The 20,681-nt window shown below is 46.0% G+C and carries 21 protein-coding genes, 1 pseudogene and 1 riboswitch; of the genes and pseudogenes, 10 read left to right on the forward strand and 12 right to left on the reverse strand.

What is annotated here, in order from left to right; all coding sequences use genetic code 11:
* Positions 1-32: 32 nt before the first annotated feature.
* The 3 genes from L4D19_RS06565 to L4D19_RS06575 form a co-directional block, all read right to left on the reverse strand.
* Positions 33-2,414 carry a fatty acid cis/trans isomerase gene (locus L4D19_RS06565; protein ID WP_428451762.1) on the reverse strand — a complete coding sequence of 794 codons (2,382 nt, stop codon included), beginning with the start codon at positions 2,412-2,414 and terminating at the stop codon, positions 33-35.
* A gap of 80 nt (positions 2,415-2,494) precedes the next feature.
* Positions 2,495-3,793 (reverse strand): winged helix-turn-helix domain-containing protein, encoded by a 1,299-nt coding sequence (locus L4D19_RS06570; RefSeq protein WP_428451763.1) that lies wholly within the window; start codon positions 3,791-3,793, stop codon positions 2,495-2,497.
* Positions 3,794-4,045: 252 nt separating this feature from the next.
* Entirely contained in the window at positions 4,046-4,498 is a 453-nt protein-coding gene (locus tag L4D19_RS06575; protein WP_075761882.1) for a DUF3069 domain-containing protein, read from the reverse strand.
* Between the two features lie 282 nt (positions 4,499-4,780).
* Here L4D19_RS06575 and L4D19_RS06580 point away from each other — a divergent pair, with 282 nt between their 5' ends.
* The 6 genes from L4D19_RS06580 to L4D19_RS06605 all read left to right on the forward strand — a co-directional run bounded on the left by L4D19_RS06580 (position 4,781) and on the right by L4D19_RS06605 (position 9,078).
* Positions 4,781-5,719, forward strand: a complete 939-nt coding sequence (locus L4D19_RS06580) for a GGDEF domain-containing response regulator (protein WP_428451982.1) — start codon at positions 4,781-4,783, stop codon at positions 5,717-5,719.
* A 326-nt stretch (positions 5,720-6,045) separates the two neighbouring features.
* Entirely contained in the window at positions 6,046-6,717 is a 672-nt protein-coding gene (locus tag L4D19_RS06585) for a YceH family protein (protein ID WP_428451764.1), read from the forward strand.
* Positions 6,718-6,778: 61 nt separating this feature from the next.
* Positions 6,779-7,126, forward strand: coding sequence for a GIY-YIG nuclease family protein (locus L4D19_RS06590; RefSeq protein WP_428451765.1), 348 nt, complete (start codon positions 6,779-6,781; stop codon positions 7,124-7,126).
* A gap of 210 nt (positions 7,127-7,336) precedes the next feature.
* A complete protein-coding gene (locus L4D19_RS06595; protein WP_428451766.1) occupies positions 7,337-7,681 on the forward strand; it encodes a hypothetical protein in 345 nt (114 codons plus the stop codon).
* 61 nt (positions 7,682-7,742) lie between these two features.
* Positions 7,743-8,285, forward strand: coding sequence for a YaeQ family protein (locus L4D19_RS06600; protein ID WP_428451767.1), 543 nt, complete (start codon positions 7,743-7,745; stop codon positions 8,283-8,285).
* Between the two features lie 130 nt (positions 8,286-8,415).
* A complete protein-coding gene (locus L4D19_RS06605; RefSeq protein WP_428451768.1) occupies positions 8,416-9,078 on the forward strand; it encodes a YdcF family protein in 663 nt (220 codons plus the stop codon).
* Between the two features lie 81 nt (positions 9,079-9,159).
* Here the strand turns inward: L4D19_RS06605 and L4D19_RS06610 are convergent, their stop codons facing one another.
* Both L4D19_RS06610 and L4D19_RS06615 read right to left on the reverse strand, forming a co-directional pair.
* Positions 9,160-9,828 carry a glutathione binding-like protein gene (locus L4D19_RS06610; RefSeq protein WP_428451769.1) on the reverse strand — a complete coding sequence of 223 codons (669 nt, stop codon included), beginning with the start codon at positions 9,826-9,828 and terminating at the stop codon, positions 9,160-9,162.
* An 11-nt stretch (positions 9,829-9,839) separates the two neighbouring features.
* The gene (locus L4D19_RS06615; RefSeq protein WP_428451770.1) at positions 9,840-10,451 is read right to left on the reverse strand and encodes a glutathione S-transferase family protein; all 612 of its coding nucleotides are present in this window, start codon (positions 10,449-10,451) and stop codon (positions 9,840-9,842) included.
* 98 nt (positions 10,452-10,549) lie between these two features.
* Here L4D19_RS06615 and L4D19_RS06620 point away from each other — a divergent pair, with 98 nt between their 5' ends.
* Positions 10,550-11,149: a TetR/AcrR family transcriptional regulator gene (locus tag L4D19_RS06620; protein ID WP_428451771.1), complete on the forward strand. Its 600-nt coding sequence runs from the start codon at positions 10,550-10,552 to the stop codon at positions 11,147-11,149.
* 36 nt (positions 11,150-11,185) lie between these two features.
* Here the strand turns inward: L4D19_RS06620 and tenA are convergent, their stop codons facing one another.
* The 5 genes and pseudogenes from tenA to thiD all read right to left on the reverse strand — a co-directional run bounded on the left by tenA (position 11,186) and on the right by thiD (position 15,317).
* Positions 11,186-11,854, reverse strand: a complete 669-nt coding sequence (tenA, locus tag L4D19_RS06625) for a thiaminase II (RefSeq protein ID WP_428451772.1) — start codon at positions 11,852-11,854, stop codon at positions 11,186-11,188.
* Positions 11,855-11,887: 33 nt separating this feature from the next.
* A complete protein-coding gene (locus L4D19_RS06630; RefSeq protein ID WP_428451773.1) occupies positions 11,888-12,829 on the reverse strand; it encodes an ABC transporter substrate-binding protein in 942 nt (313 codons plus the stop codon).
* Between the two features lie 67 nt (positions 12,830-12,896).
* A pseudogene (locus L4D19_RS06635) lies at positions 12,897-13,625 on the reverse strand (ABC transporter permease); the annotation flags it as partial.
* Between the two features lie 79 nt (positions 13,626-13,704).
* Complete coding sequence (locus L4D19_RS06640) at positions 13,705-14,478, reverse strand: ABC transporter ATP-binding protein (RefSeq protein WP_428451774.1); 774 nt, start codon at positions 14,476-14,478, stop codon at positions 13,705-13,707.
* Between the two features lie 11 nt (positions 14,479-14,489).
* Positions 14,490-15,317: a bifunctional hydroxymethylpyrimidine kinase/phosphomethylpyrimidine kinase gene (gene thiD / locus L4D19_RS06645; protein WP_428451775.1), complete on the reverse strand. Its 828-nt coding sequence runs from the start codon at positions 15,315-15,317 to the stop codon at positions 14,490-14,492.
* Between the two features lie 68 nt (positions 15,318-15,385).
* Positions 15,386-15,483: riboswitch (TPP riboswitch) on the reverse strand.
* Positions 15,484-15,697: 214 nt separating this feature from the next.
* Between thiD and L4D19_RS06650 the strand changes: the two genes are divergently transcribed.
* Positions 15,698-16,066, forward strand: coding sequence for a VOC family protein (locus L4D19_RS06650; RefSeq protein ID WP_428451776.1), 369 nt, complete (start codon positions 15,698-15,700; stop codon positions 16,064-16,066).
* Positions 16,067-16,154: 88 nt separating this feature from the next.
* On the opposite strand, the gene L4D19_RS06655 is transcribed toward L4D19_RS06650, so the two are convergent.
* Positions 16,155-16,727: a PhnA domain-containing protein gene (locus L4D19_RS06655; RefSeq protein ID WP_075761912.1), complete on the reverse strand. Its 573-nt coding sequence runs from the start codon at positions 16,725-16,727 to the stop codon at positions 16,155-16,157.
* Positions 16,728-17,027: 300 nt separating this feature from the next.
* Here L4D19_RS06655 and L4D19_RS06660 point away from each other — a divergent pair, with 300 nt between their 5' ends.
* The gene (locus L4D19_RS06660; RefSeq protein WP_428451777.1) at positions 17,028-17,522 is read left to right on the forward strand and encodes a hypothetical protein; all 495 of its coding nucleotides are present in this window, start codon (positions 17,028-17,030) and stop codon (positions 17,520-17,522) included.
* 228 nt (positions 17,523-17,750) lie between these two features.
* Positions 17,751-19,040 carry a S1 family serine peptidase gene (locus L4D19_RS06665; RefSeq protein WP_428451778.1) on the forward strand — a complete coding sequence of 430 codons (1,290 nt, stop codon included), beginning with the start codon at positions 17,751-17,753 and terminating at the stop codon, positions 19,038-19,040.
* A 53-nt stretch (positions 19,041-19,093) separates the two neighbouring features.
* On the opposite strand, the gene L4D19_RS06670 is transcribed toward L4D19_RS06665, so the two are convergent.
* A complete protein-coding gene (locus tag L4D19_RS06670; RefSeq protein WP_428451779.1) occupies positions 19,094-20,380 on the reverse strand; it encodes a cytosine deaminase in 1,287 nt (428 codons plus the stop codon).
* Positions 20,381-20,681 lie beyond the last annotated feature (301 nt).

Genomic DNA, 20,681 nt, shown 5'->3' on the forward strand with positions numbered 1-20,681 from the left:
AAGCAGGCTTTTGGAGGATGACGGTGATTTCGTTATCGGTTTTCCAGGCGGTTATAGTCAAGTAGCCCAGCCTCAATCGGATAACTATCTCGATATATCTGATTCAACTTGTCACTGAAAGACCAGAAGTCCGAACTTGTTCGACGAATGGCGTAGTTATCAAGAAGTTTGCGATAATCTTGTTCTGTACTCACTGTCTTTATTTGTTCAGCCAGTTTTGGCAGTTGGGACTCCTGTAGATACCAGAAGGCACCGGGATAACTGCCAAGTAAGCCTGAAACCAAAGTAACGTCGTCCTGTTCATACTGGCGATTAGATTCTTCATCAAACAGGCTTGAAATGTTCTTGTGGGCGCTGTTTCTAACCAGTGTGAACAGCTGCGGCTGGACGGTGCGATCACTTGGTTCGATGACGATAAACGTCAGCTCGGGGAACAATGTTGCCTGCTTGCCTTTTAAATGGTTAATCGTATCAAGGGCTGCAATGCTTACTGGTGCTAACTGCGCATTAGACAATGCAAAACGGTTCGAATTCACATCGTTTAAGCGATCCAGCAGCATATTAAACAGCTCTTTCTTAGGATTATCAGTGCTGAATTGGACACCTGTCGGCTGGTTAAAGGCATTGATATCACCCTGTATGAACTGGCTTAAATGTTGGCCGGAATCCTGATACCAGCTAGCGAGCTCCTGATGTCTGGTTTCTGTCGGTAGTAGTGACAAGAAATTAGATTCACCTTCCATACGCAGAAAGTCCATATACATCCGGGTAATAAGCTGGTGGCCGAAATTACCATAGACATCAAAACCGGCAACCAGTAGGTAATGGATCCGTTCAATTAATGAATAATCAAGTACCCAGGCCGTTTTCGGATGTTCGCCAATGAGTCCTTTTGCAACGGTGGCGCTATCGAAATGACGGAAAATGGTCAAGGTCGCATTGTCATTGCTACCGTCGCCATCCCAGATCAAGTCTGTTGTTAAATGCTCTCCGTTTTCAAAGGTTTGGTTCAGTAGCTCGTTTTTGGCTCGTAAGAAACGCCCTTGCTGTTTAGCGTAGGAAATCCAGTTTGTTAGCGGTAGGGTGTTGCTTTCTTTTTCCGCCGGCAAACGCAGGTTGTGTGCCTGTTCTGCATAGAAGGTATTGACGCTAGGAACGTTAGCCATTTCAGGAGCAACGAAGAAGACCCAGAAGCGGTCATTAATGACATTTAAAGCCAGCTGGCCACGACATACAGGCCCTTTGATGAAGCCCATGATGGTGTTTTGTGCATTATCGATCATAAATCGATAGCGGGCATTGGCCGGCAACTGGCTGAATGCCATCAGAGGGTTGGCTGCGAGATCTGGCTCATAGCCCGGTAGGGTAGAAACAATGTAAGAGGGCTCGAAAAAGAGTTCGTCATACCTTGCCATCTTGTTCTTGTTAAGGGCGTAAGGCATGTGAGTTTTATCGACAATGGTTTCTCGTACCTGCTCGAAACGGTAGTAGACTCGAGATACTCCGGGATCATCAAATGGTCGACGGGTCGCGATTAAATCAACAGGGTTGCCAGGTGCGGTTTTTGAGCGGACTAGTTTAAAGAAAACCGGCTTTTCTTCATCTGAAAAATAGAGATGAGAAACAAACAGGTGCTCGTAGATATAACGGCTGACCAGTTGCTCCTTGAGAGAATCACCATTTAGGAAGGTTTCCCACTCGCGCACTTTTGCCAATGTTGCCTGTGAAGGCGGTTCAACACTGGTCATCGGGGCGCCAACCGCCAACCACTCCATAAGCGTGTCGTTTTCGCTTTTCGCGATTTGAGGTAAACCATAAGGCATGCCCCATTTAGGGTAGGCTTGCTCGTATTGATCCATTTCCTCAATCGTCGGGCATTGCTGATCCCTGTCCAGGCTAAAGTCCCAGTTATCCGGATTAAGGACTGTATCGGATGGTAGCGGGTGCGCTTGTTTCAGCTGAAGCATTCTGGCCATGACACCTGCCTGGGTGTTGGCCTCAGGTGACTGCTCACGTTCGTTGAGCACGGGGGCAAAGCCCTTTTCACGCCATTGGGCCGTAGTTTGAGCATCAATAAACATGCGCGTGGTATTGGCAGCCAGCAGACGCGTACCTTCGTAGACTTTCTCTTTATTGGCACCACGGTCAATGCCTTCCGCTGAGCTTAGCTTTAGTTGGCACGGAGCATCATAGCAGGCATGGCAAACCACGCATCTGTTTTCGATGATTGGTTTAACATCGGAGAGGTAGCGCTGAGCGATAGGAGTAGCTGCCGGTACTATCCGGTCTTTGGGTTCAGGCAGACCATAGAGTTGGTCGTAGTTGAAGCCGGCATATACAGCACAGCCTGAAAAAATCAGGGTGGCGAGGAGCACCGCCACTCTTTTGCTCTGCTTAAAAAAAGGTAAGCGCATGGATGATTTATTAACTGGTTGACATCTCAATATTGTATAAGTAGCCGCCGCGGTATAACAAGATTTTATTTTAACGTTGTTCAATTAGCGCTTTGCTGCTTGTACTCCGGTATATATTGCTTGTAATTAAACAGTTTGGTGTTTTTCACACTGTTATGGACCCAGTAGATCCCTACATTGGGATAGAAGATCAGATCCAAGTAGGGCTGTTGGTATAGTAGGTAACTGTACGCGATACGTTTGGCTCGAAAGTCATCCCTCATTTTCGATTCAGTCATCAGCGCCGTCGACTTCTCCTCGACAAATAAATCACTTGGCTGATACGCCCAATGAAACATGTCTGGTTTAAGCTGGGCGGTTGAAAGAAAAGGCGACTCATTTTCGATGATCGATAAGGTAGCCGCACGCACTGACAGGGCGTGATGGAAGTCTGTGTCTTTTTCAGTAATGAAAGACATATAAGAGTAGTTGAGCGTGGCAGATTCACCTTTCGAGATATAGTGATGGACAACCTTCGACTGAATACCGGACTCGTCGATATAGTTCATGAATACCTGCGCGGTTGGTTCTCGTGCCAGCTGGGTTTGGATAACCGGATCATCCCGGTAGGTCTTTGTTTCATGAACGAGAAGATCAGAAAATTGTTCCCAGTTGTGATAGCCAAAAGTATATGAAAAATCGGTGTTTGGCTGGCAGGCGCTTTCTTTGTCAACGCGGCACCATGCAACAGAGTAGATTCCGTCACCCTTATAAGCAAAGGCTTTTACCTTGGTAATTTTGGGTGGTGAGACCATTTTTAGGTGTAGCCGGTAGGCAAGATTGAGTTTTTGCCGCAGATCATCCAAATCGTCTTCATTAGTGGCAATGAGAGTAACTGAGTTATCTCCCCAGTTTTCTGTTTGGGTTAAGTAATTATTTTGTGCCGGTCGTTTGTAATGATTTAACCAGAAATAGGTACCAATACTGGCGATAAGAAGAAAACAAACAAACGAAAATGGGAAAAGAGGGTGCTTAAAGATAAATTTGGTTTTCTTTGTCAGCTCTGTGTCGAGTGGGACTTCCTGTCGTTCGAACTGAGTAACTTGATAACCAACACGAGGCAAGGTTTCAATGACCTCACCTTTATGCCTTTCCTGCAGTTTTACCCGAAGCGCCCGTATAACCTGAAACAATGATGCTTCTGTAACAACTCGATCAGGCCATCCTACTTTCAGTAATTCGCTCTTGGTAATCGGACGCTGGTGGTTATCGATTAAAAAAGTCAGGATGTTTTGTTCTGAGAGGTTGAGCTTTTGTATTGAGTCAGAAGATTTGATGATGCCTTGGCATGGAATGAAGTAAACGTCAGTTTGAAATTTAATCTGCTCACGGCTTGACATTAATACCTCTGATGACTTGTGACACAGTGGAACGTTTCCTTTTAGAACTCATAGCGTTAGTTACTAGAGGTTTCATCAGCAAAAGGCATAGATAAAGTAATCTAGGACGCTAGGTTTAATTTTACGCTGGAAAGTAAGTCTACCATGAATAAGGGAAAAGAGTAGGGGAGTTGGCTCGTGCGGGGAAGGAAATGATTGTGCAGCTCTGAAGGGGCTCAGGGAGGCGAATACCTCCCTGCTGGAACAATAAGATTACTTCTTAAAGATTTCCAGGAACTCACGCTTCATTGGTGGGTTGCGGCGTGCTTTTTTCAGCTGCTTGCACATGTCTTTTACGCAGTTATGCAGTACTTTGTCTAGCATAACGGCTTTGTATTCTGTGTATTCTTCGTCTGTCATGTCATCAGGCTTTTTCGATTCCTGAAGCTCACCCAGGAAGTCTACACCTGAGTAGCTCTGGCTAAGCGCGATAAGAGCATGAAACTGTTCGAAGTTGTCCAGCACATTTTGCGCACTTGCAGGAAGCTGGTCCCACGCCAGGCGAGATGTTCCTTCAGAAGCTTTGTAGACGTTGACTAGCATGCCCAATAGTTCTTCCGGCACTTCTTCAAACTCGACAACCTGGCGAAGTTCTGGTGAACAATCGTCAAGAGTAAAGGTTACTTCTTCGGCGATTTGTTCTTCTTTATTTTCAATCTCAGACATAGCTAATTCCTACAGCATGAATAGTTAAGGAGGGGAATCCTATAGCCCTACGTATAAATGTCAACTTTTCTCCGCGTAACCGTCTAATTTGGTTAGCCAGAGTAATATAGCTTGTTATCGGTAACAGATTGCCAGTCAGAATTGAAAACTTGCTAAGCAGGTCACGTTCGATCGCCTATAGTGAAAGTATGCTCATATTATCGTTAGGCAAATTTTCTAGCTGTGCTATAACTAAAGACAATACAAATGTTTCAATATCAATAGGATGCTTTCATGGAAGCAATGCGTATCTTACTGGTCGATGATGTTCACCTTGAACGTATGCAGCTCGCAATGAGGTTGCAGCGTCTTGGTCATATTGTCGAGGCTGTTGGTTCAGGACATGAAGCCATTGAAAAATACCCGTTGTTTGATCCGGACTTAGTGCTGCTTGATGTCAGCATGCCGGATATGAGTGGCACCGAGGTGGCGGAGCAAATTCGAATTCAACACCCTGACTGGGTGCCTATCATCTTTCTGAGCGGTCATGATGAACCTGAAATGATTGCCAAAGCCATTGATATGGGCGGAGATGATTATTTGGTCAAGCCAGTAAACAAAATGGTTTTGGTCTCTAAATTAAAAGCCATGCAGCGTATTGCGCACATGAGACACCAACTGAAGGAAGCGTCGGAGCAACTTGAACTGGCTAATGAGCGCCTTTCGCAACAGGTTAATGAAGATGGCTTAACCAAGCTGGCCAACCGACGTTATCTTGATCAGAAGTTGGCTGAGTTTATTTCGTGGCATGGACGCAATAACTTATCGCTGACCATCATCATGGTGGATGTGGATCACTTCAAACCGTTTAATGACCACTACGGGCACCTTGAAGGTGACCGTTGCCTACAGGCGGTTGCCGGCGAGCTCAAGCAGACCTTTAGTCGGGCTGGGGAGCTTGCCGCCCGTTACGGTGGTGAAGAGTTTGTGGTCTTGATTAGCCATTGTGACAAAACCAAGGCTGTTAAGGAGTGTGAAAGACTGAAGGCCTGTATCCAGCGGCTAGAGATCCCTCACTCGAAATCGACGACGTCGGATGTGGTAACCGTAAGCCAAGGGATGGTTGCGTGGATCCCTACGGGCCTTGAAACGCCTGAGAACATGTACGAAATCGTTGATAAGGTGCTTTACAAAGCGAAGGAGCAGGGGCGTAATCGTTACGTTGCTGCAGAGTTTACCTGATTGAGTTCACCTCCTTTCTGTACCGACTTAGCTGCTCTTTCAATGCCTGAAATTGGATTTGGAAGGCAGTTAAGTGTGCTGCGTTGTTCCTTCCCATCAAAACAACAGCCTCTAACTTTCCCGTCGATTAAGGTTAAATGAGATAACTTCGCAAGATTGAATGCTAATTGATTGATTTTCAAACACTCGGTTCGGCAAACGCTTGTTGTTCAGGCTGCGCGTGCTAATCTGCCTACAGGTCAGTGCTGATTCCAGTCTTGGCATGACGTGTTCATAAAGAGTGGAATCAGTATTGGTATCAACAATAAGAAGGGTGAGGGAAGATCATGGATATTTGCTTTTCGCAGAATGAAGCGCGAGTGTTGGGTTGTTTGCTAGAGAAAGAAGTGACTACCCCGGATCAATACCCATTAACACTGAATGCATTGACGACAGCATGTAACCAGAAAAGTAATCGAGATCCTGTGATGTCGCTGGACGAAGCGACCGTACTGGATACTGTTGAAGCGCTGAAAGCTAAACGCATTATTCAGGAAGTAACGGCAGGATTTGGTAGCCGCGTAGCGAAGTACCAGCACCGATTCTGCAATACTGAATTCAGTACATTGCAGTTTACCAAGCAGGAGAAGGCTGCGCTGTGTGTGATGTTGCTGCGTGGTCCGCAATCACCTGGCGAAATCCGTACCCGAACGAACCGTCTGTGTGAGCTTGCTGACGTAAAAGAGGCAGAAGCTGTATTAAATGGCCTGGCAGAACATAGCAAAGGTCCGTATGTTGTGAAGCTGCCAAAAGAATCGGGCAAGCGAGATTTTCGATACATGCATTTGTTCAGTGGTGAGGTTGATCTCGAAGCCTTGGCTGAGCAGGCTGCTGCGGCTCCGACTACGGGCGGTTCATCACCAACTTCTCAGCGCATGGCAAAACTTGAAGAAGAAGTTGCAGCAATGAAAGAAGAGATAGCCGAACTTAAAGAGCTACTTGAATCATTGACATCTTAAACGAAGAAATTAGTCGCGTAATTTACTAAAGTATGGCTCAGCACTGGCTGAGCCTTTTTATATGATGAAGCAAACACATAACACTTCTCTGGCTGAACATACAGCGAAGCAGACTGATGCAGAGCGTAATAAAGCCGCACAATGGTCGGTCTACTTAATAAGAACCGCATCAAATCAACTTTATTGTGGTGTGACGACAGATGTCGAACGCCGTCTGAATGAACATAGTGGACGTAAGAAAGGGGCCAAGTACCTGAAAGGGAAAGGCCCATTGAATTTAGCCTGGTTTGAGCAAGTCGGTGATAAGAAAACGGCTATGCGGCTGGAGTACAGAATCAAAAGGCTGTCGAAAGCCAAGAAAGAGTTAATTATTAACCACACCCTTAAAATCAATACACTATTGGAATAAAACATTGTTTTAAAGGTGAGTGCTAGATCACGAAAATCGCACAGCACAATAGCAGTAATCACGTATCATGGAGTTAATAGTAAGTATGATAGGTTAATAACTGTGTTCATTAGAACTTGGTGTTTTGGTTTTTCGTTAATTTTTGCTTCACTGGCAGCTCAGGCCTCAGAGGTGACCTCTTCTCCTAACCCGAGAGGGCAAAGAGATGTGTTGAAAGATAAGCTAGTCGGGATATACACGACATATCAACTCAGAGAGACTTTCATCAAAGGCTGCAACCGACTTGAGAGCAGCATAAGTACTGACGTTGAAACGGCCTTTGATAATTATGCCGTGGTTGCCAAAGACTATATCCTGGAAGGAAAGAGACTGCTAAACGAAGAGCTTTCAGCAGTAGACGTCATTGAATGGAAAACGTTACTGGCCGAAGCGGGAAAGCACTACAAGCAAAAGTTTACTCAACTGCCTGAGATTGAGCTGCAGCAAGAATGCCAGCAACTGGCAAGAGAAATGACCACCATTAACAAGCAAGTTATTGCGTTGAAAAGCCAATAGAAATTGAACTCTAGTCTTATTCTTACTACACTTCAGGCATCTTAAAATCAGGTGTTTTGTTATGGCACAGAAAGCCACCATTTATAAGGCCCAGTTCAACGTCGCTGATCTGGACCGTCACGTTTATATTGATAAATCGCACACATTAGCATGTCATCCTTCGGAAACAATCCAGCGATTAATGCTGCGCCTAGTTGCCTGGGGTTTGAATGCAAATGAAGATCTGCAATTTACCAAAGGGCTATCAGAAACCGACGAGCCTGATCTGTGGATTAAGAACCTCAGTGATGAGATAGAGCTATGGGTTGAGCTAGGTCTACCGGAAGAAAAACGGGTTCGTAAAGCCTCCCACCGTTCGCAGCAGGTGATTATTTTTGCCTATGGTGACAATGCTGCCTCGGTCTGGTGGCAGCAAAACAAAAGCAAGATCACTCAATATGTGAACGTTTCAGTCGTTTTCATCAACGATGAAACATTAGCCGAGTTGGAAGCGATGGTTGAGCGTACTATGCAGCTTCAACTGACTATTGAGGGAGAGCAGGGTTGGCTAAGCTCGGGTGAAACCAGCTGTAACATCGTCCCGGACTGGTGGCATCGGGCCTAGTCAGATCTCAAAGCGGTATTCGCTGATATTGTCATGCTAACTTCATTCTAGCTGTGCAAAGTAATACCCAAACTACCTCAATATGCTGGATTCAAAGTGGGTCCAGCGGTTTCAGTTCAAGGACGGATATATGGCATCACAGGTTCACTCTCTGGCTAAGAAAGTCTGGAACTACCACTTACTCAATGATCAGCTTGAGAAAAGCGATTGTATTTTTGTTCTGTGCAGTAACGATATCCGAGTTGCCGAGCATGCAGCAAAGTTGTACCTAGATGGTTACGCACCATATATTGTCTTTTCTGGCGGAGTCGGCGAATTAACGAGCGGTATGTTCAGTGGGTCGGAAGCTGAAGCGTTTGCCTTGGTTGCTGCAGATATGGGTGTACCCAAAGAATCTATTCTTATTGAACCCCAGTCGACGAATACCGGTGAAAACATTCTTTTTACCAAGGCGCTATTGGAAGATAAGGGGCTTGACCCTACAACGCTGATATTGGTTCAAAAGCCATTTATGGAGAGAAGAACCTACGCCACATTTATGCAGCAGTGGCCGGGCAAGCAAGTGATGGTGACATCGCCGCCTATCAGTTTTGATGAGTATCCTAATGAACTGCTCACCTACAGTGATGTAATAAACGTTATGGTAGGCGATCTTCAGCGAATCAAAGATTACCCAGCGCTGGGGTATTCAATGCCACAAGATATTCCTGACGATGTCTGGCAAGCATTTGAATCACTGGTCGAACTGGGTTTCAACGAACATTTAATCAATACTTCGCAAACACCTCTCTAGTTCGTTTCTTGCTTGGGTCTGTTCATCTATCTATTTTCACCTGTCTCAAAGATGATGAAGATCAACAGACCCTAAGCTCAGTTATCGGGTCACCATTTTTCTAATTTCAGCCGCCTTTTCTTCGTCACTTAGTTCTGATGGCGGTGGAACAAGAATACCTCTCTGACAAGCAGGGCGTTCGGCAAGCTCATTGAGCCAGCGTTGCAGATGCTCCAGGCCGTCGATATCAATTCCGCTCCATTCATAGATTCGAACCCATGGCCAGGTTGCCATATCAGCGATGGTATATTCATCACCAGCGAGATAGGCATGTTTGGCTAGCTGTTTATCCATGACCTCGAACAAACGGCGGCCTTCGTGCTGGTATCTTTCTATTGCCGCCGGAATGGTTTCCGGGAAGTAACGATAGAACACATTTGCCTGCCCCATCATTGGTCCCACACCGCCCATCTGAAACATCAGCCATTGAATAACCTGAGAGCGCTTTTTAGGATCCTCAGGCAAGAACTTTCCAGTTTTTTCTGCCAGATACAATAAGATGGCACCGGATTCAAAAACCGCGAAGTTGTCGTTTTTTGTGTCTACGATAGCTGGAATTCGACCGTTTGGGTTAATGGCGGTAAATTCTGGCTGTTTTTGTTCCGCCTCCATCAGGTCGAGTGGGTGGACTCGGTATTCAAGTCCCATTTCTTCCAGCGCAATAGAGATTTTATGGCCGTTTGGCGTGGCTGCTGTGTATAGATCTATCATATTAATTCCTTTTAGCTTTTAACGGAGGGACGGGCGCTAACTAGTTGATACCAGCGTTGTAAGTTAGGAAAGTTATCATCGATATGGATTTCTAGGTTTTTCATGAAATCGCACAATATGACTGCAGTAATGTCAGCAATACTGAAAGTGTCACCGGCAACATAGGTTGTTTTCGAGAGTTGTTTCTCAAGCGTTGGTAGGAAATCAACTAACCGCTGGCGAGATTCTTCTCCCCAAGCCGTTATGCAGTTTTCTCTGTCTTTGTAGATGCCGCTAATGTTACGAAAGGCTTGCATTGCGACCAGCAGGCCGCGTAGTTCAATTAGGCGCTGCCACATTTCAACCTGGGCTTTCTCTAGTGCGCTATTGCCGAAGAGTGACTCTTCTGTCGGGAAGGCTTCATCAAAGTAGCGACAAATAGCGACAGATTCGCAGATTGTCGTGCCGTCATCGAGTTCAAGTACAGGGATCTGCCCATTGAGGCTTAGCGCCTTGAATTTCTCGCTGAGGTTTTCGCCCCCACGAATGTCGACTTGCTGACGTTCAACGTCTATTCCTTTTTCAGCCAGAAAAACACTGACTCGGCGAGCACTTGGTGCCGGTCCTAGTTCATAAATTTTCATTATACTTCCTTTATCTGAACGCTCGTTTAGTTTAAAATCTACTCAATAACGGAACGATCAGTCAAGTATGATTTGATCTTTTTTGGCGAGGAATAGGAATGGCCAGATCGAAGAATTTTGACCGCGAGGAAAAACTGCTGTTGGCGATGGAACTCTTTTGGCAAAAAGGCTACGCGGAAACCTCTGTTGCAGACCTGGTTAATCACCTTGGAATAAATCGGTTCAGCCTATACAACACTTATACCGACAAGGAGTCATTGTATCGGGAAGCGCTGGACTATTACCTGAAGAAAATATCATTTCCGATGCTTTCAGATAGTCTGTCTGCTGATGCGGGTTATCAGGACATTGTTGCGTATCTGACATGCTTCGCCGATTTGCAACGGGAGCAAAAATGCGGTTGTTTTATGCAGAATGCCATTTTGGAGCGGGCATACAGTGATAATGAAGTGCTGGATGCCGGAAGTCTGCTTTATCAGACGCTATCCGATAGCTTTAAGAATGCGATTGAAAATGCGCAGCGACAAGGAGAGCTGAATACAAGTGTTGAACCGGCGAGGCTTAGCCATTTCTTGGTGATGCAGATGCAGGGAATAAGAGTACTGGGGAAAGCTCGGCAATACGAAATGATTGATGATGCCTTGTCTGTGTTACTGACTATGCTTGATAGTCAAAAAGCACCAGGTGCCTGCGAATAGACACCTGATACTGAAAACATTTGTGAGGCGTTTGGGTTAGCTATTAGAAGCGTTCAGGCCTTGTTGCCAAAAGGCAACCTCCATACGAGTCGCTGTTTTAAATATCTCGCACAGTCTTTGACCGCGTTGGCTGTCTAGCGGAATTTCAGCCAACATCTCATCAAGACGCTCAATTGTGTCGCGTACACCAGACTGGAACTCTTCACCGCTGTATAGCTGGATCCAGCTTTGGTAAGGGTTACCGTCAAGTTTTGTTTCAGGCCAGTTAAGGAGCTGAGTACCGATCTCGGCATAGCCAATCGCGCAAGGAGCGAGGGCGGCAAAGAGATCAACACGATCCCCGGCCATCCCGGTATCAAGGACATAGCGAGTGTAGCTGACTGTACCGAAATCTTCTGGTTCACCTTCCATGTCAGATTCGGTCAACCCCCACTTGGCGCAGTATTCGACGTGATGGGACATCTCGGAATCAAGCAAAGCAGTTAGGCTTGGTAACGGCTCACGCATTTCAGCAAGGGTACGCCCCTTGAAGATCGCGAGTGCATAGGCTCGGGCATAGTGTTTGAGGAATAAAAAGTCCTGTTTAAGATAATGAAGATAGGCACTTTTATTTAGCTCACCTTTAGCAAGTTGAGTAACAAAGCTATGTTCGGTGTAATCCTGCCAGTCTTGCTGGCAGGCTTTGATAAGGTCTTGATGATTCACTGGGAGTCCTTGTTAAATTAAGTCAAGAAGTGATTAGTACGTCAGTACGTAATCTTTAGCCTGCGGCAGGGTTGTGATGATCTTGTGTTTTTTCATGAATTCGGCATATTCGTCATATCGTTTCAGTTCAACAGCTCCCGGACGCAATGCAAAACGGGTAAGGGTATCTTCCCAGGCATTACGGTTGAGATCGTTATTCAAAGTATCGGGAGAATAAGCTACGAATTCCTGCCAGGCCTTTTCAGGATGGTTGATCAGGTAGACAGTTGCTTTTTCGATAGCCTTGTTGAATTTACTCACCGTTTCCGGGCTGTACTTGTGTTTGTTGGCTACGAAGATCAGTTCGTCATATGGCGGAACACCGTGCTCTTCAGGGTAGAATGCTGTAGCTTTGTAGCCTTCCAGTTTTAGTTGATTCAGCTCGAAGTTTCTCAATCCGCCCCAAATTGCGTCCACTTTGCCGGAAGCGAGAGAAGATGAAAGCGCCCAGCCAACGTTAATGATTTTTACACTATCCATACTGACATTGGCAGATCGAAGCATGGTGCCTATGGTTGCATCCTCGTTACCGCCAATCGCGACACCAATTTGTTTACCTTTTAGATCCGCCAGACTTTTTACACCTGATTTATCAAGCACAATTAGAGAGTTTAGCGGACCCGAAATTAGGGTCGCTGAGCGTACGACCGGTAAACCTGCGGCAGTACTTGAAATAAGCGTGCTTTGGTACGAAACGGCCATATCAATCTTGCCAGCGGCAACAAGCTTGTCCGGAATACTCGGGTCAGCAGGTTCCTGAATCTCGACCTCAAGGCCTTGTTCGGCAAACCAGCCTTTTTCTTGGGCCAAAATGATAGGTCCGTGGTTGGGGTTAACGAACCAGTCCAGCATAAGGGTGACTTTTTCAGCAGCCACACTGAATGAGGCCATAGATAGAGAAAGTGCAGCAAATCCATGGATTAAATGCTTTTTCATTGATTGTTCCTGTCCTTAAGTTGTTATCTTTATAGTTTATTCGCCTGATAGTCAGACTTTGTTGGTGTTATTTGCTTTGCCACGGAATTGCTTTTTTCAGCAATACATCGGCGGTGAAATAGAGGCTGACTGAAAAGAAAGCCAGGATAAAAAGGGCGGCAAACATTTCGTCGACAAACATTCGGGCGTTTGCCTGAAGCATTAAATAGCCAAGACCCTCGCTAGAGCCTACCCATTCACCAATTACAGCGCCGATTGGAGCGACGACAACTGCGACTCGAATGCCTGAGGCCAAAGCTGGCAGAGCCGCCGGTAACCGAATTTTCCATAGGAGCTGCCAGCGCGTTGCGCCCATGGTTTTGGCCAGATCCAGATATCCTGAAGGTGTATGGCGAAGGCCGTCATAACAGCAGGTTGTTACCGGGAAAAAGATAATCAGGGCGGCCATGACAACTTTCGAGGCAATACCATATCCCAGCCATAGCATCAGAATCGGAGCGATCGCAAAGACGGGAATAGCCTGACTGGTGATAAGAATTGGCAGTAGCCAGCGGCGTAAAGGGGCAAAAAGCAACATTTGCAATGCAAAAAACAGCCCCATAAACAAACCAAGCAACAGTCCGAATATAACTTCGGTACTGGTGACTATTGTGTGGTGCCATAACACATCAGAGCGTTCGATTAACTTGCTTAAGACTGCTGCCGGACCAGGCAAAATGAAGGCCGGCATGTCGAATGCTACGACTGAGGCCTGCCATAAACCCATAATCACAGCAAAGCTGATCAGAATGCGCATCAGGTTTTGCGATAGCCCGCGGTGCTGTTTCGGAATTAAATGCCGGATTTGGACTGACTCGGTCATGGTATTGGGTTGATCAGCCATAATCTTGCTCCAGTTGATCAATAATGGTCTGCTGGTGGTTTGCCATTTGGGCATTGAATTGCCTTGGTGGCGGTGATGTTGGCGCATCTAGTTCAATGAGTTTGGCAGGCTTGCCAGTCATGATGTAGATATTGTGCCCGAGGCGCAGTGCTTCTTGAGGATCATGAGTGATCAGCAACACAGTACGGTCTTTGAGAAGCTCGGCTGACAGAGTCTGCAATTTATGACGTGTCACGGCATCGAGTGCCGAGAATGGCTCATCCATAAGCACTAGCGGTTTGTCCTGCATTAGCGTTCTGGCCAGTGCTACCCGCTGGCGCATTCCTCCCGAAAGTTGATCTGGCATTGCTGTAGCATAGGTTTCCAACCCTACTGCCTGAAGCAGCCTGATGGCTTTATCCTGATCCCGAGGGGAGGGAGATGAACCGAAACGATGACTTAGGCAGATGTTATCCATTACCGACAGCCATGGTAGTAACAGGTCTTGCTGGGCCATATAGGCAATGCGTTCGGCCAGAGGCTTATTATCGGATGTGGCAAGGCTGCCATGCCAATTGACTCGATCTTCGTTCAATCCTGCAAGTTGCCTTAGCAGTGTTGTTTTACCACAGCCACTTTTACCCAGCAGGCATGTCCACTCACCGGCAGGCAGGGTTAGATTCAGATCCGCGAACAGAGCATCGTTAGCATCTTTGTATGTCAGCGAGACATGCTGCATACGTACTTCGACAGCACGAGAGTGCTGGATTGTTGTGGATACGCACATAGCCAATACTCTTATTCAGGTTGGTAGTGACCTGCAAAGAAGTGGTGCACCGGCCCGTGTCCCGAGCCAACTTCAAGTTCATCAGCGTGGCTGATAGCCTTTGTGATATAGGATTTTGCGCATTGGACGGCAGTTGTTAGCTCAATGCCCTGGGCAAGAAACGATGCGGTTGCCGAAGACAGTGTGCAGCCGGTTCCGTGGGTATTGCTAGTCGGAATTCGAGGTGTGCTCATGCGGATCACATCATTAGCCAGAATAAGCAGGTCGGTACTGTTGGTGTCCTGTTCCAGGTGACCGCCTTTGAGAAGAACGGATTTAGCGCCGATTTCACGTAATCCGTCTATCATATTCGTCATTTCCTGCTCGCTGTGAGGGATAGCGACACCCAGTAGGGCTGCTGCTTCAGGTAGATTAGGGGTAATAACATCAGCTAGCGGCAACAGTTCTGATTTCAGGCTTGAAATAGCATCTTGTTGCAGTAGGAGGTCACCGCTGGTCGCGACCATGACAGGATCGACAACGAGATATTTAGGCTGGTATTGACGGAGCTTGGCGGCAACTACACGGATAATATTGGTGTCACTTAGCATGCCAACTTTTACAGCTTTGACATCAAGATCAGTAAAGACACTGTCTAGTTGTTGTTCGACAAACTCTGGCTCGACGGCAAGGATACCAGACACACCTTGAGTGTTCTGTGCCGTCAATGCGGTGATGACGGAACAGGCGTAACTTCCTGTCGCCGAAATAGCCTTGATGTCGGCTTGGATGCCTGCACCGCCGCCACTATCAGAGCCGGCAATCGTTAGTGTGATTGGTGTTTTTGATGGAATCGCCATAACTACCCCTAAAGTTGAGCGCAGGGTAGCAGGTGTCAAAGAAAGGCCACATGAGAGAAGGGCGCAGAGAGACACGGTTGCTAGTTCCCTACGCCATTATTAAATGGATCAGGTTCAACGGGTCCCATCGAAATGGTCTCAGCCAAAGGCTCCCCGACTAACGTACTAAAATTCGTTTAATATGTTTGACTAAACAGCAAATGATGCTGTTATTAATTTTCCCGCTATTCTAACCATGTTTTTTATCAGAGAGCAAACATGATTGTGAAAATTTCTGGGTCAGGACTGTTTTCACTTGACCTGCCCCTGAGATTAAAATCACCAACCTGTGTAAGCTTTAGACAAATAAAGGTGGGGTAATCAATCTCAAGAGGTGAAATATGGATAATTCCCAAAAAGAATCGCATGAAAAAATCAATTATGTTGAATTCCCTGCAGTGGATCTTTCTGCGACAAAGGCTTTTTTTACTCAGGCATTTGGTTGGGAGTTTGTTGATTATGGTGAAGACTATTCCGCATTTTCCAATCAAGGGTTAGATGGCGGTTTTTTTCAGTCGACATTGTGTTCGACCACAGCCAGTGGCGGTGCTTTGGTTGTACTTTACAGTCAGGATCTTGAGACTTCGCTGCAAAGTGTCGAAAAGGCGGGCGGGGTTATTGTTAGGCCTATCTTTTCATTTCCGGGTGGGCGTCGTTTTCATTTTACCGAGCCAAGTGGCAACGAGCTTGCGATATGGTCCGATAAATAATATGGCCAATCTATGATTTAGGTAGCCTCATAAACACCAAAGGCGCTATCTAGCGCCTTTGGTGATTCATCGTTACTGCGAACGTAAATTACATTTTTTTACAGTACGCGGCGATGATTACCATGTTGGTACCGGCTGCTTTGCCTGTGATGTGCAGAGGGTTGTCTGTTAGGCGAATGCCACGAACAGCGGTGCCTTGCTTAACAACCAGGCTAGACCCTTTGACAGGCAGGTCTTTGATGATAGTGACGTTGTCACCAGCCTGAAGCGGAGTGCCATTAACATCCAGAGTTTGAATAGAGTCTAGTGCTTCTAGCGCGATCCCTTTTTCAGCCCACTCAATTGTGTCTTCTTCTAGGTAAAGCATATCAAGAAGATCTTGTGCCCACGTTTCAGCCGAAAGACGTTTCAGCATACGGTAAGCCATAACCTGAACGGCAGGTACCTGGCTCCACATGCTATCGTTCAGGCAGCGCCAGTGATTCTGATCCATTGTATCAGCATCTTCAATTTGACCTCGGCAAGTACCACAGACCATTACACAGCTACCAGCAGTTGTGTCCGGAGAAGCAGGTACTTCATACACGCTCAAGTTATCTTCAGATGAACAAAGTTCACATTTTGCGTCAGCACGCTGCTTAACGATGTTTTCAATAGTCATAGGGATTTGTCCGTAGATTTGTTGTGGCATTATTATGCCAGCATTTTTCGATAAGGAAAGAAATCCTGCTTTAGGTCACACAAATAAGCCTAAGCTGATAGTGAATTGTATGGTAAGTGAACATCTTTATTGGCGCTGGTCGTTTTTTGTCCGTTATCGAGCAGCCTGTTTGAAGAGAAATAACCGCCTTAAGCTATCATTTATTTGCTCATTGTTGTTGAAAGGCTGTAATAATGTAGAGATAAGGATAAAATCATTATTGCCTTAAATTAATATTATAAGACGATGTAGGGACGAGTGATGAAGAAGGCTGTTTTTTTACTATCTATACTTGCTTTGGCAGGCTGTGATGAAGATGATGTCAAAGATTTAGCGCAAGGGAATACTAAAGTGTTTACGGTTACGGGCGCGCAGGTAGCCAGTAAGCTAGGAACATTGGATCCTGGTTACTACGACATTGCTGTAATTACAAGCGCAAGCCAGGGGAATACGTCGCCAGACGGTCTGCCAGTTGCTTCAAAGTCTACACTTGAAAATCTGGGAATCGCGGTTGAGGGAGAGACTTGCGGTAGAATTGATATCACTGATCAGGTTTGCTTCCAGAGCGGAAATTCAAGCAGCTGCCTGCCGAGTGAGATTAATATGCTCGGTTTGGCGGTTTATACGATTGATCTTGATAAAGTCAAAACAGCGTCAAGCAATGGATTTTATCCTAAATTAGCCGCTGAAGTTGGTGGGCTGTACGTGGATATTGCTTATAACGAAGTAAGCTGTGCTTCACTGCAAGCGCTGTAATTTGTAAGCAGCGTTTTAAAACTGGGTTTGTACGTCAAGCCCAGTTAGTTATATTCGAGTTAGACGAGTAAACAATAAATAAAATTGGATCAGATTAACTGATAAATGTTGCTTGCTTATGTTACGGGGTAAATTAATTCGAATATCCTCGCATAACATCTTTTTCCTCATATTCACTTTTATATCCATTGGTAAATTACTGCTTTTATTTGCCAGGGATTGAACGTAATGACAGTTAGGCACTTACTCGCCTCAGTAGGCTTATGCCTGTTATATATTGGCCAGGCAATCGCTTCAGATGTTACTGGTTATGTAGTCGGAGGCTCGCCCGTTAAGCCTAGTCAAGACTATAGCTGGATGGCCTCGATTCGTCTAAGTTCAAATCAGCTAAGCCATACTTGCGGCGGAACCGTCGTTAACCAACGCTGGGTGCTTACTGCCGCACATTGTGTTGTCAGACAGGGGGACGATGGTAAGTTTTTGGTGATTCCTCCCAGTCAGTTGAGTGTGATGGTAGGGACAACAAGCAGTGTTGTTGAAGACGTTGCAACGCTATACGCGGTTTCTCATGTTGTCGTTTATCCCAAATATTCCCCCCAGATAATTCTCAAAGAAACCCTCCAGCCGGATGGTTCTATACTTACCGAGGTGATTAGTACAGCATTAGAGAATGACCTAGCTTTATTGCGAGTTGATAAGCCTTTCTCTGTGAACATTAATCATGTTGCTCTGGCAACGGATAAAGATGCTGATGAACTCGATGTTCAGTTAGGGTTGCAGTGGTCTGATAAAGAACGACCTGAGAATACAAAAGTATCCGGTTGGGGATCAACTCAGACAAATGGAGGTGGGGTATCAAAAAGATTGTTGGAAGCTAAGCTATCGTTTGTCCCAATGGATGAATGTTTTACTCGTCTAGAGCTTGGAAACGACGCTCATTACATCATTGATAGCCCAATGAACCGAACAAAGATCTGTACACTACCGCCATCGGTCATTTTTGATAGCGATGGTACTTCGCTGGAATTTGGCTCGGATTCATGCAAGGGAGACAGTGGCGGGCCTCTAAGAGCACAGAATGAGCTGGGAGAATGGGTACAGTTTGGTATTGTCAGCGGTGGCCCTATAGGCAAATTGGTTTGTGGTTCGCTTGTGCGTCCGAGTTTTTATACACGGATTGGTACCTATTACCCATGGATTCTATCGATTGTCGGTACCATCCCCGAAAAGCCAGTTACCAAGCCCGACTTTATTACAGCCGAAGAATCCTCTTCGACTTCGCCAGAGGGAGATACAGGTGGTTCGGGTGGTGATGCAGAGTCCGGTAGTGGTACAGGCTCCGGTGACGGAAAAGAAGATGAGCTTGTAAATAGTGACTGTAATCTTAACTCTTCTGGCATTTCACACACTAACTGCAATTTGAAGTCAGCAAGTGGCGGAGCAAGCACCTGCGGGGCGATATTATTGATGATTATTGCTTGCTGGGCTCGTTGCGGGGCAGGGGTTAGAGAAGGGTAAGTAATTCGAATAAAGCCACCAGAATGGAACGGTGGCTTTATTCGCAATAGTAGCTATCGGCAGAAAGTCACTTCTTCGCTGTTTTCTCCTAGGCAAATTTGTGTCGTTGCAGGTTGAGTTTGTGCAATGATCTTGCCTTGACGGACTGAATACCGTACCGGTACTTGGCGACGAACAGCATCAAAACCATTCTCAGCGGGTAAGATCAGCAGGTTACCTGGTTTGCCTTCTTCAATACCATAGTGGTGTTGGATGTTAAGTGCACGCGCTGAGTTAGTGCCAATTAAAGCCAGTGAATTGTTGATTTGGTCGTAACCCATTACCTGGCATACATGTAGCCCCATATGGAGTACTTGCATCATGTTTGCTGTACCAAGCGGATACCATGGGTCAAAGACATCGTCGTGACCAAAGCAGACATTGATATCAGCCGTCAGCATTTCTTTGACCCGGGTAATACCACGTCGTTTGGGGTAATCATCAAAGCGGCCCTGTAGGTGAATATTCACCAGAGGGTTGGCAACGAAGCTGATACCCGACATTTTCAGCAGACGAAACAAGCGTGACGCGTAAGCGCCATTGTATGAGTGCATGGCAGTTGTATGGCTGGCTGTTACCTTGTCCCCCATTTCGAATTTATGAGCCAGGGCGGCCAGTGTTTCAACAAAACGTGATTGCTCATCATCAATTTCATCGCAGTGCACATCAATAAGTCGATCGTATTGGCGGGCGAGTTCAAATACATAGTGTAATGATTCGACACCATACTCACGCGTGAATTCAAAATGGGGAATTGCGCCAATCACATCAGCACCGAGTTTCACTGCTTCTTCGAGTAACTCTTTGCCGTTAGGGTAGGAGAGAATTCCTTCTTGAGGGAAAGCAACAATTTGGATATCAACCCACTGTTTCATCTCCTCTTTGACTTCAAGCATCGCTTTTAGCGCTATCAGTGTTGGATCAGAAACGTCGACATGGGTGCGTACATGCTGGACACCATTGGCAATTTGCCATTTTAGCGTTTGCGTGGCACGTTGTTTTACATCCTCAAGAGATAGCATGGACTTTCTTTCCGCCCAGCGCTCGATACCTTCGAACAACGTTCCGGAAATATTCCAGCTTGGTTCACCTGCTGTTTGCGTGGTGTCTAAATGGACATGTGGCTCGCAAAACGGGGCCATAGCCATGCCACCTTCGCCATCAAGTACTTTACATGTATGGTGTAGCACTGTATCCATCGGAGCAATTGTTTTGAACTGACCATTTTCGATCAGAATTTGATGCAGGCCATCCTTGCCTTGTAGCGAAATATTATGAATGAGTATATCTGAGGTTTGCATCTCAACGAATCCTTATACTTTAGTCGCCAAGGGCTACACCAGTGATAGCCGTCCAGTAGGCTGTTTTAATTCAGTATTAGCAAAGTCCTTATGAGAATGATGGTTTTTAAGGCAGTCTGCAATGATATTACCGCTAATTGTGAGATGGTACGTTGTATCTATTTTTATAGGGCAGAGTATCAATCAACTGAGAACCCGCTAAAAGTAGGTATTTAGCAACGTTTTTTTCGTTGTACGACTTTGAAATTGGGCTGGGGATAAATTGTTTATCCACAGAAGCTGTGAATAACTCTGTGGGAAA

The organism is Photobacterium kasasachensis (assembly GCF_050336885.1).
GTDB lineage: Bacteria > Pseudomonadota > Gammaproteobacteria > Enterobacterales > Vibrionaceae > Photobacterium > Photobacterium kasasachensis.

Excerpts from the sequence above, each read along its gene's own strand:
- L4D19_RS06565 (WP_428451762.1), bottom strand. The coding sequence starts at position 2,414 with ATGCGCTTACCTTTTTTTAAGCAGAGCAAAAGAGTGGCGGTGCTCCTC.
- L4D19_RS06570 (WP_428451763.1), bottom strand. The coding sequence starts at position 3,793 with ATGTCAAGCCGTGAGCAGATTAAATTTCAAACTGACGTTTACTTCATT.
- L4D19_RS06575 (WP_075761882.1), bottom strand. The coding sequence starts at position 4,498 with ATGTCTGAGATTGAAAATAAAGAAGAACAAATCGCCGAAGAAGTAACC.
- L4D19_RS06580 (WP_428451982.1), top strand. The coding sequence starts at position 4,781 with ATGCGTATCTTACTGGTCGATGATGTTCACCTTGAACGTATGCAGCTC.
- L4D19_RS06585 (WP_428451764.1), top strand. The coding sequence starts at position 6,046 with ATGGATATTTGCTTTTCGCAGAATGAAGCGCGAGTGTTGGGTTGTTTG.
- L4D19_RS06590 (WP_428451765.1), top strand. The coding sequence starts at position 6,779 with ATGATGAAGCAAACACATAACACTTCTCTGGCTGAACATACAGCGAAG.
- L4D19_RS06600 (WP_428451767.1), top strand. The coding sequence starts at position 7,743 with ATGGCACAGAAAGCCACCATTTATAAGGCCCAGTTCAACGTCGCTGAT.
- L4D19_RS06605 (WP_428451768.1), top strand. The coding sequence starts at position 8,416 with ATGGCATCACAGGTTCACTCTCTGGCTAAGAAAGTCTGGAACTACCAC.
- L4D19_RS06610 (WP_428451769.1), bottom strand. The coding sequence starts at position 9,828 with ATGATAGATCTATACACAGCAGCCACGCCAAACGGCCATAAAATCTCT.
- L4D19_RS06615 (WP_428451770.1), bottom strand. The coding sequence starts at position 10,451 with ATGAAAATTTATGAACTAGGACCGGCACCAAGTGCTCGCCGAGTCAGT.
- L4D19_RS06620 (WP_428451771.1), top strand. The coding sequence starts at position 10,550 with ATGGCCAGATCGAAGAATTTTGACCGCGAGGAAAAACTGCTGTTGGCG.
- L4D19_RS06630 (WP_428451773.1), bottom strand. The coding sequence starts at position 12,829 with ATGAAAAAGCATTTAATCCATGGATTTGCTGCACTTTCTCTATCTATG.
- L4D19_RS06640 (WP_428451774.1), bottom strand. The coding sequence starts at position 14,478 with ATGTGCGTATCCACAACAATCCAGCACTCTCGTGCTGTCGAAGTACGT.
- thiD (WP_428451775.1), bottom strand. The coding sequence starts at position 15,317 with ATGGCGATTCCATCAAAAACACCAATCACACTAACGATTGCCGGCTCT.
- L4D19_RS06650 (WP_428451776.1), top strand. The coding sequence starts at position 15,698 with ATGGATAATTCCCAAAAAGAATCGCATGAAAAAATCAATTATGTTGAA.
- L4D19_RS06655 (WP_075761912.1), bottom strand. The coding sequence starts at position 16,727 with ATGACTATTGAAAACATCGTTAAGCAGCGTGCTGACGCAAAATGTGAA.
- L4D19_RS06660 (WP_428451777.1), top strand. The coding sequence starts at position 17,028 with ATGAAGAAGGCTGTTTTTTTACTATCTATACTTGCTTTGGCAGGCTGT.
- L4D19_RS06665 (WP_428451778.1), top strand. The coding sequence starts at position 17,751 with ATGACAGTTAGGCACTTACTCGCCTCAGTAGGCTTATGCCTGTTATAT.
- L4D19_RS06670 (WP_428451779.1), bottom strand. The coding sequence starts at position 20,380 with ATGCAAACCTCAGATATACTCATTCATAATATTTCGCTACAAGGCAAG.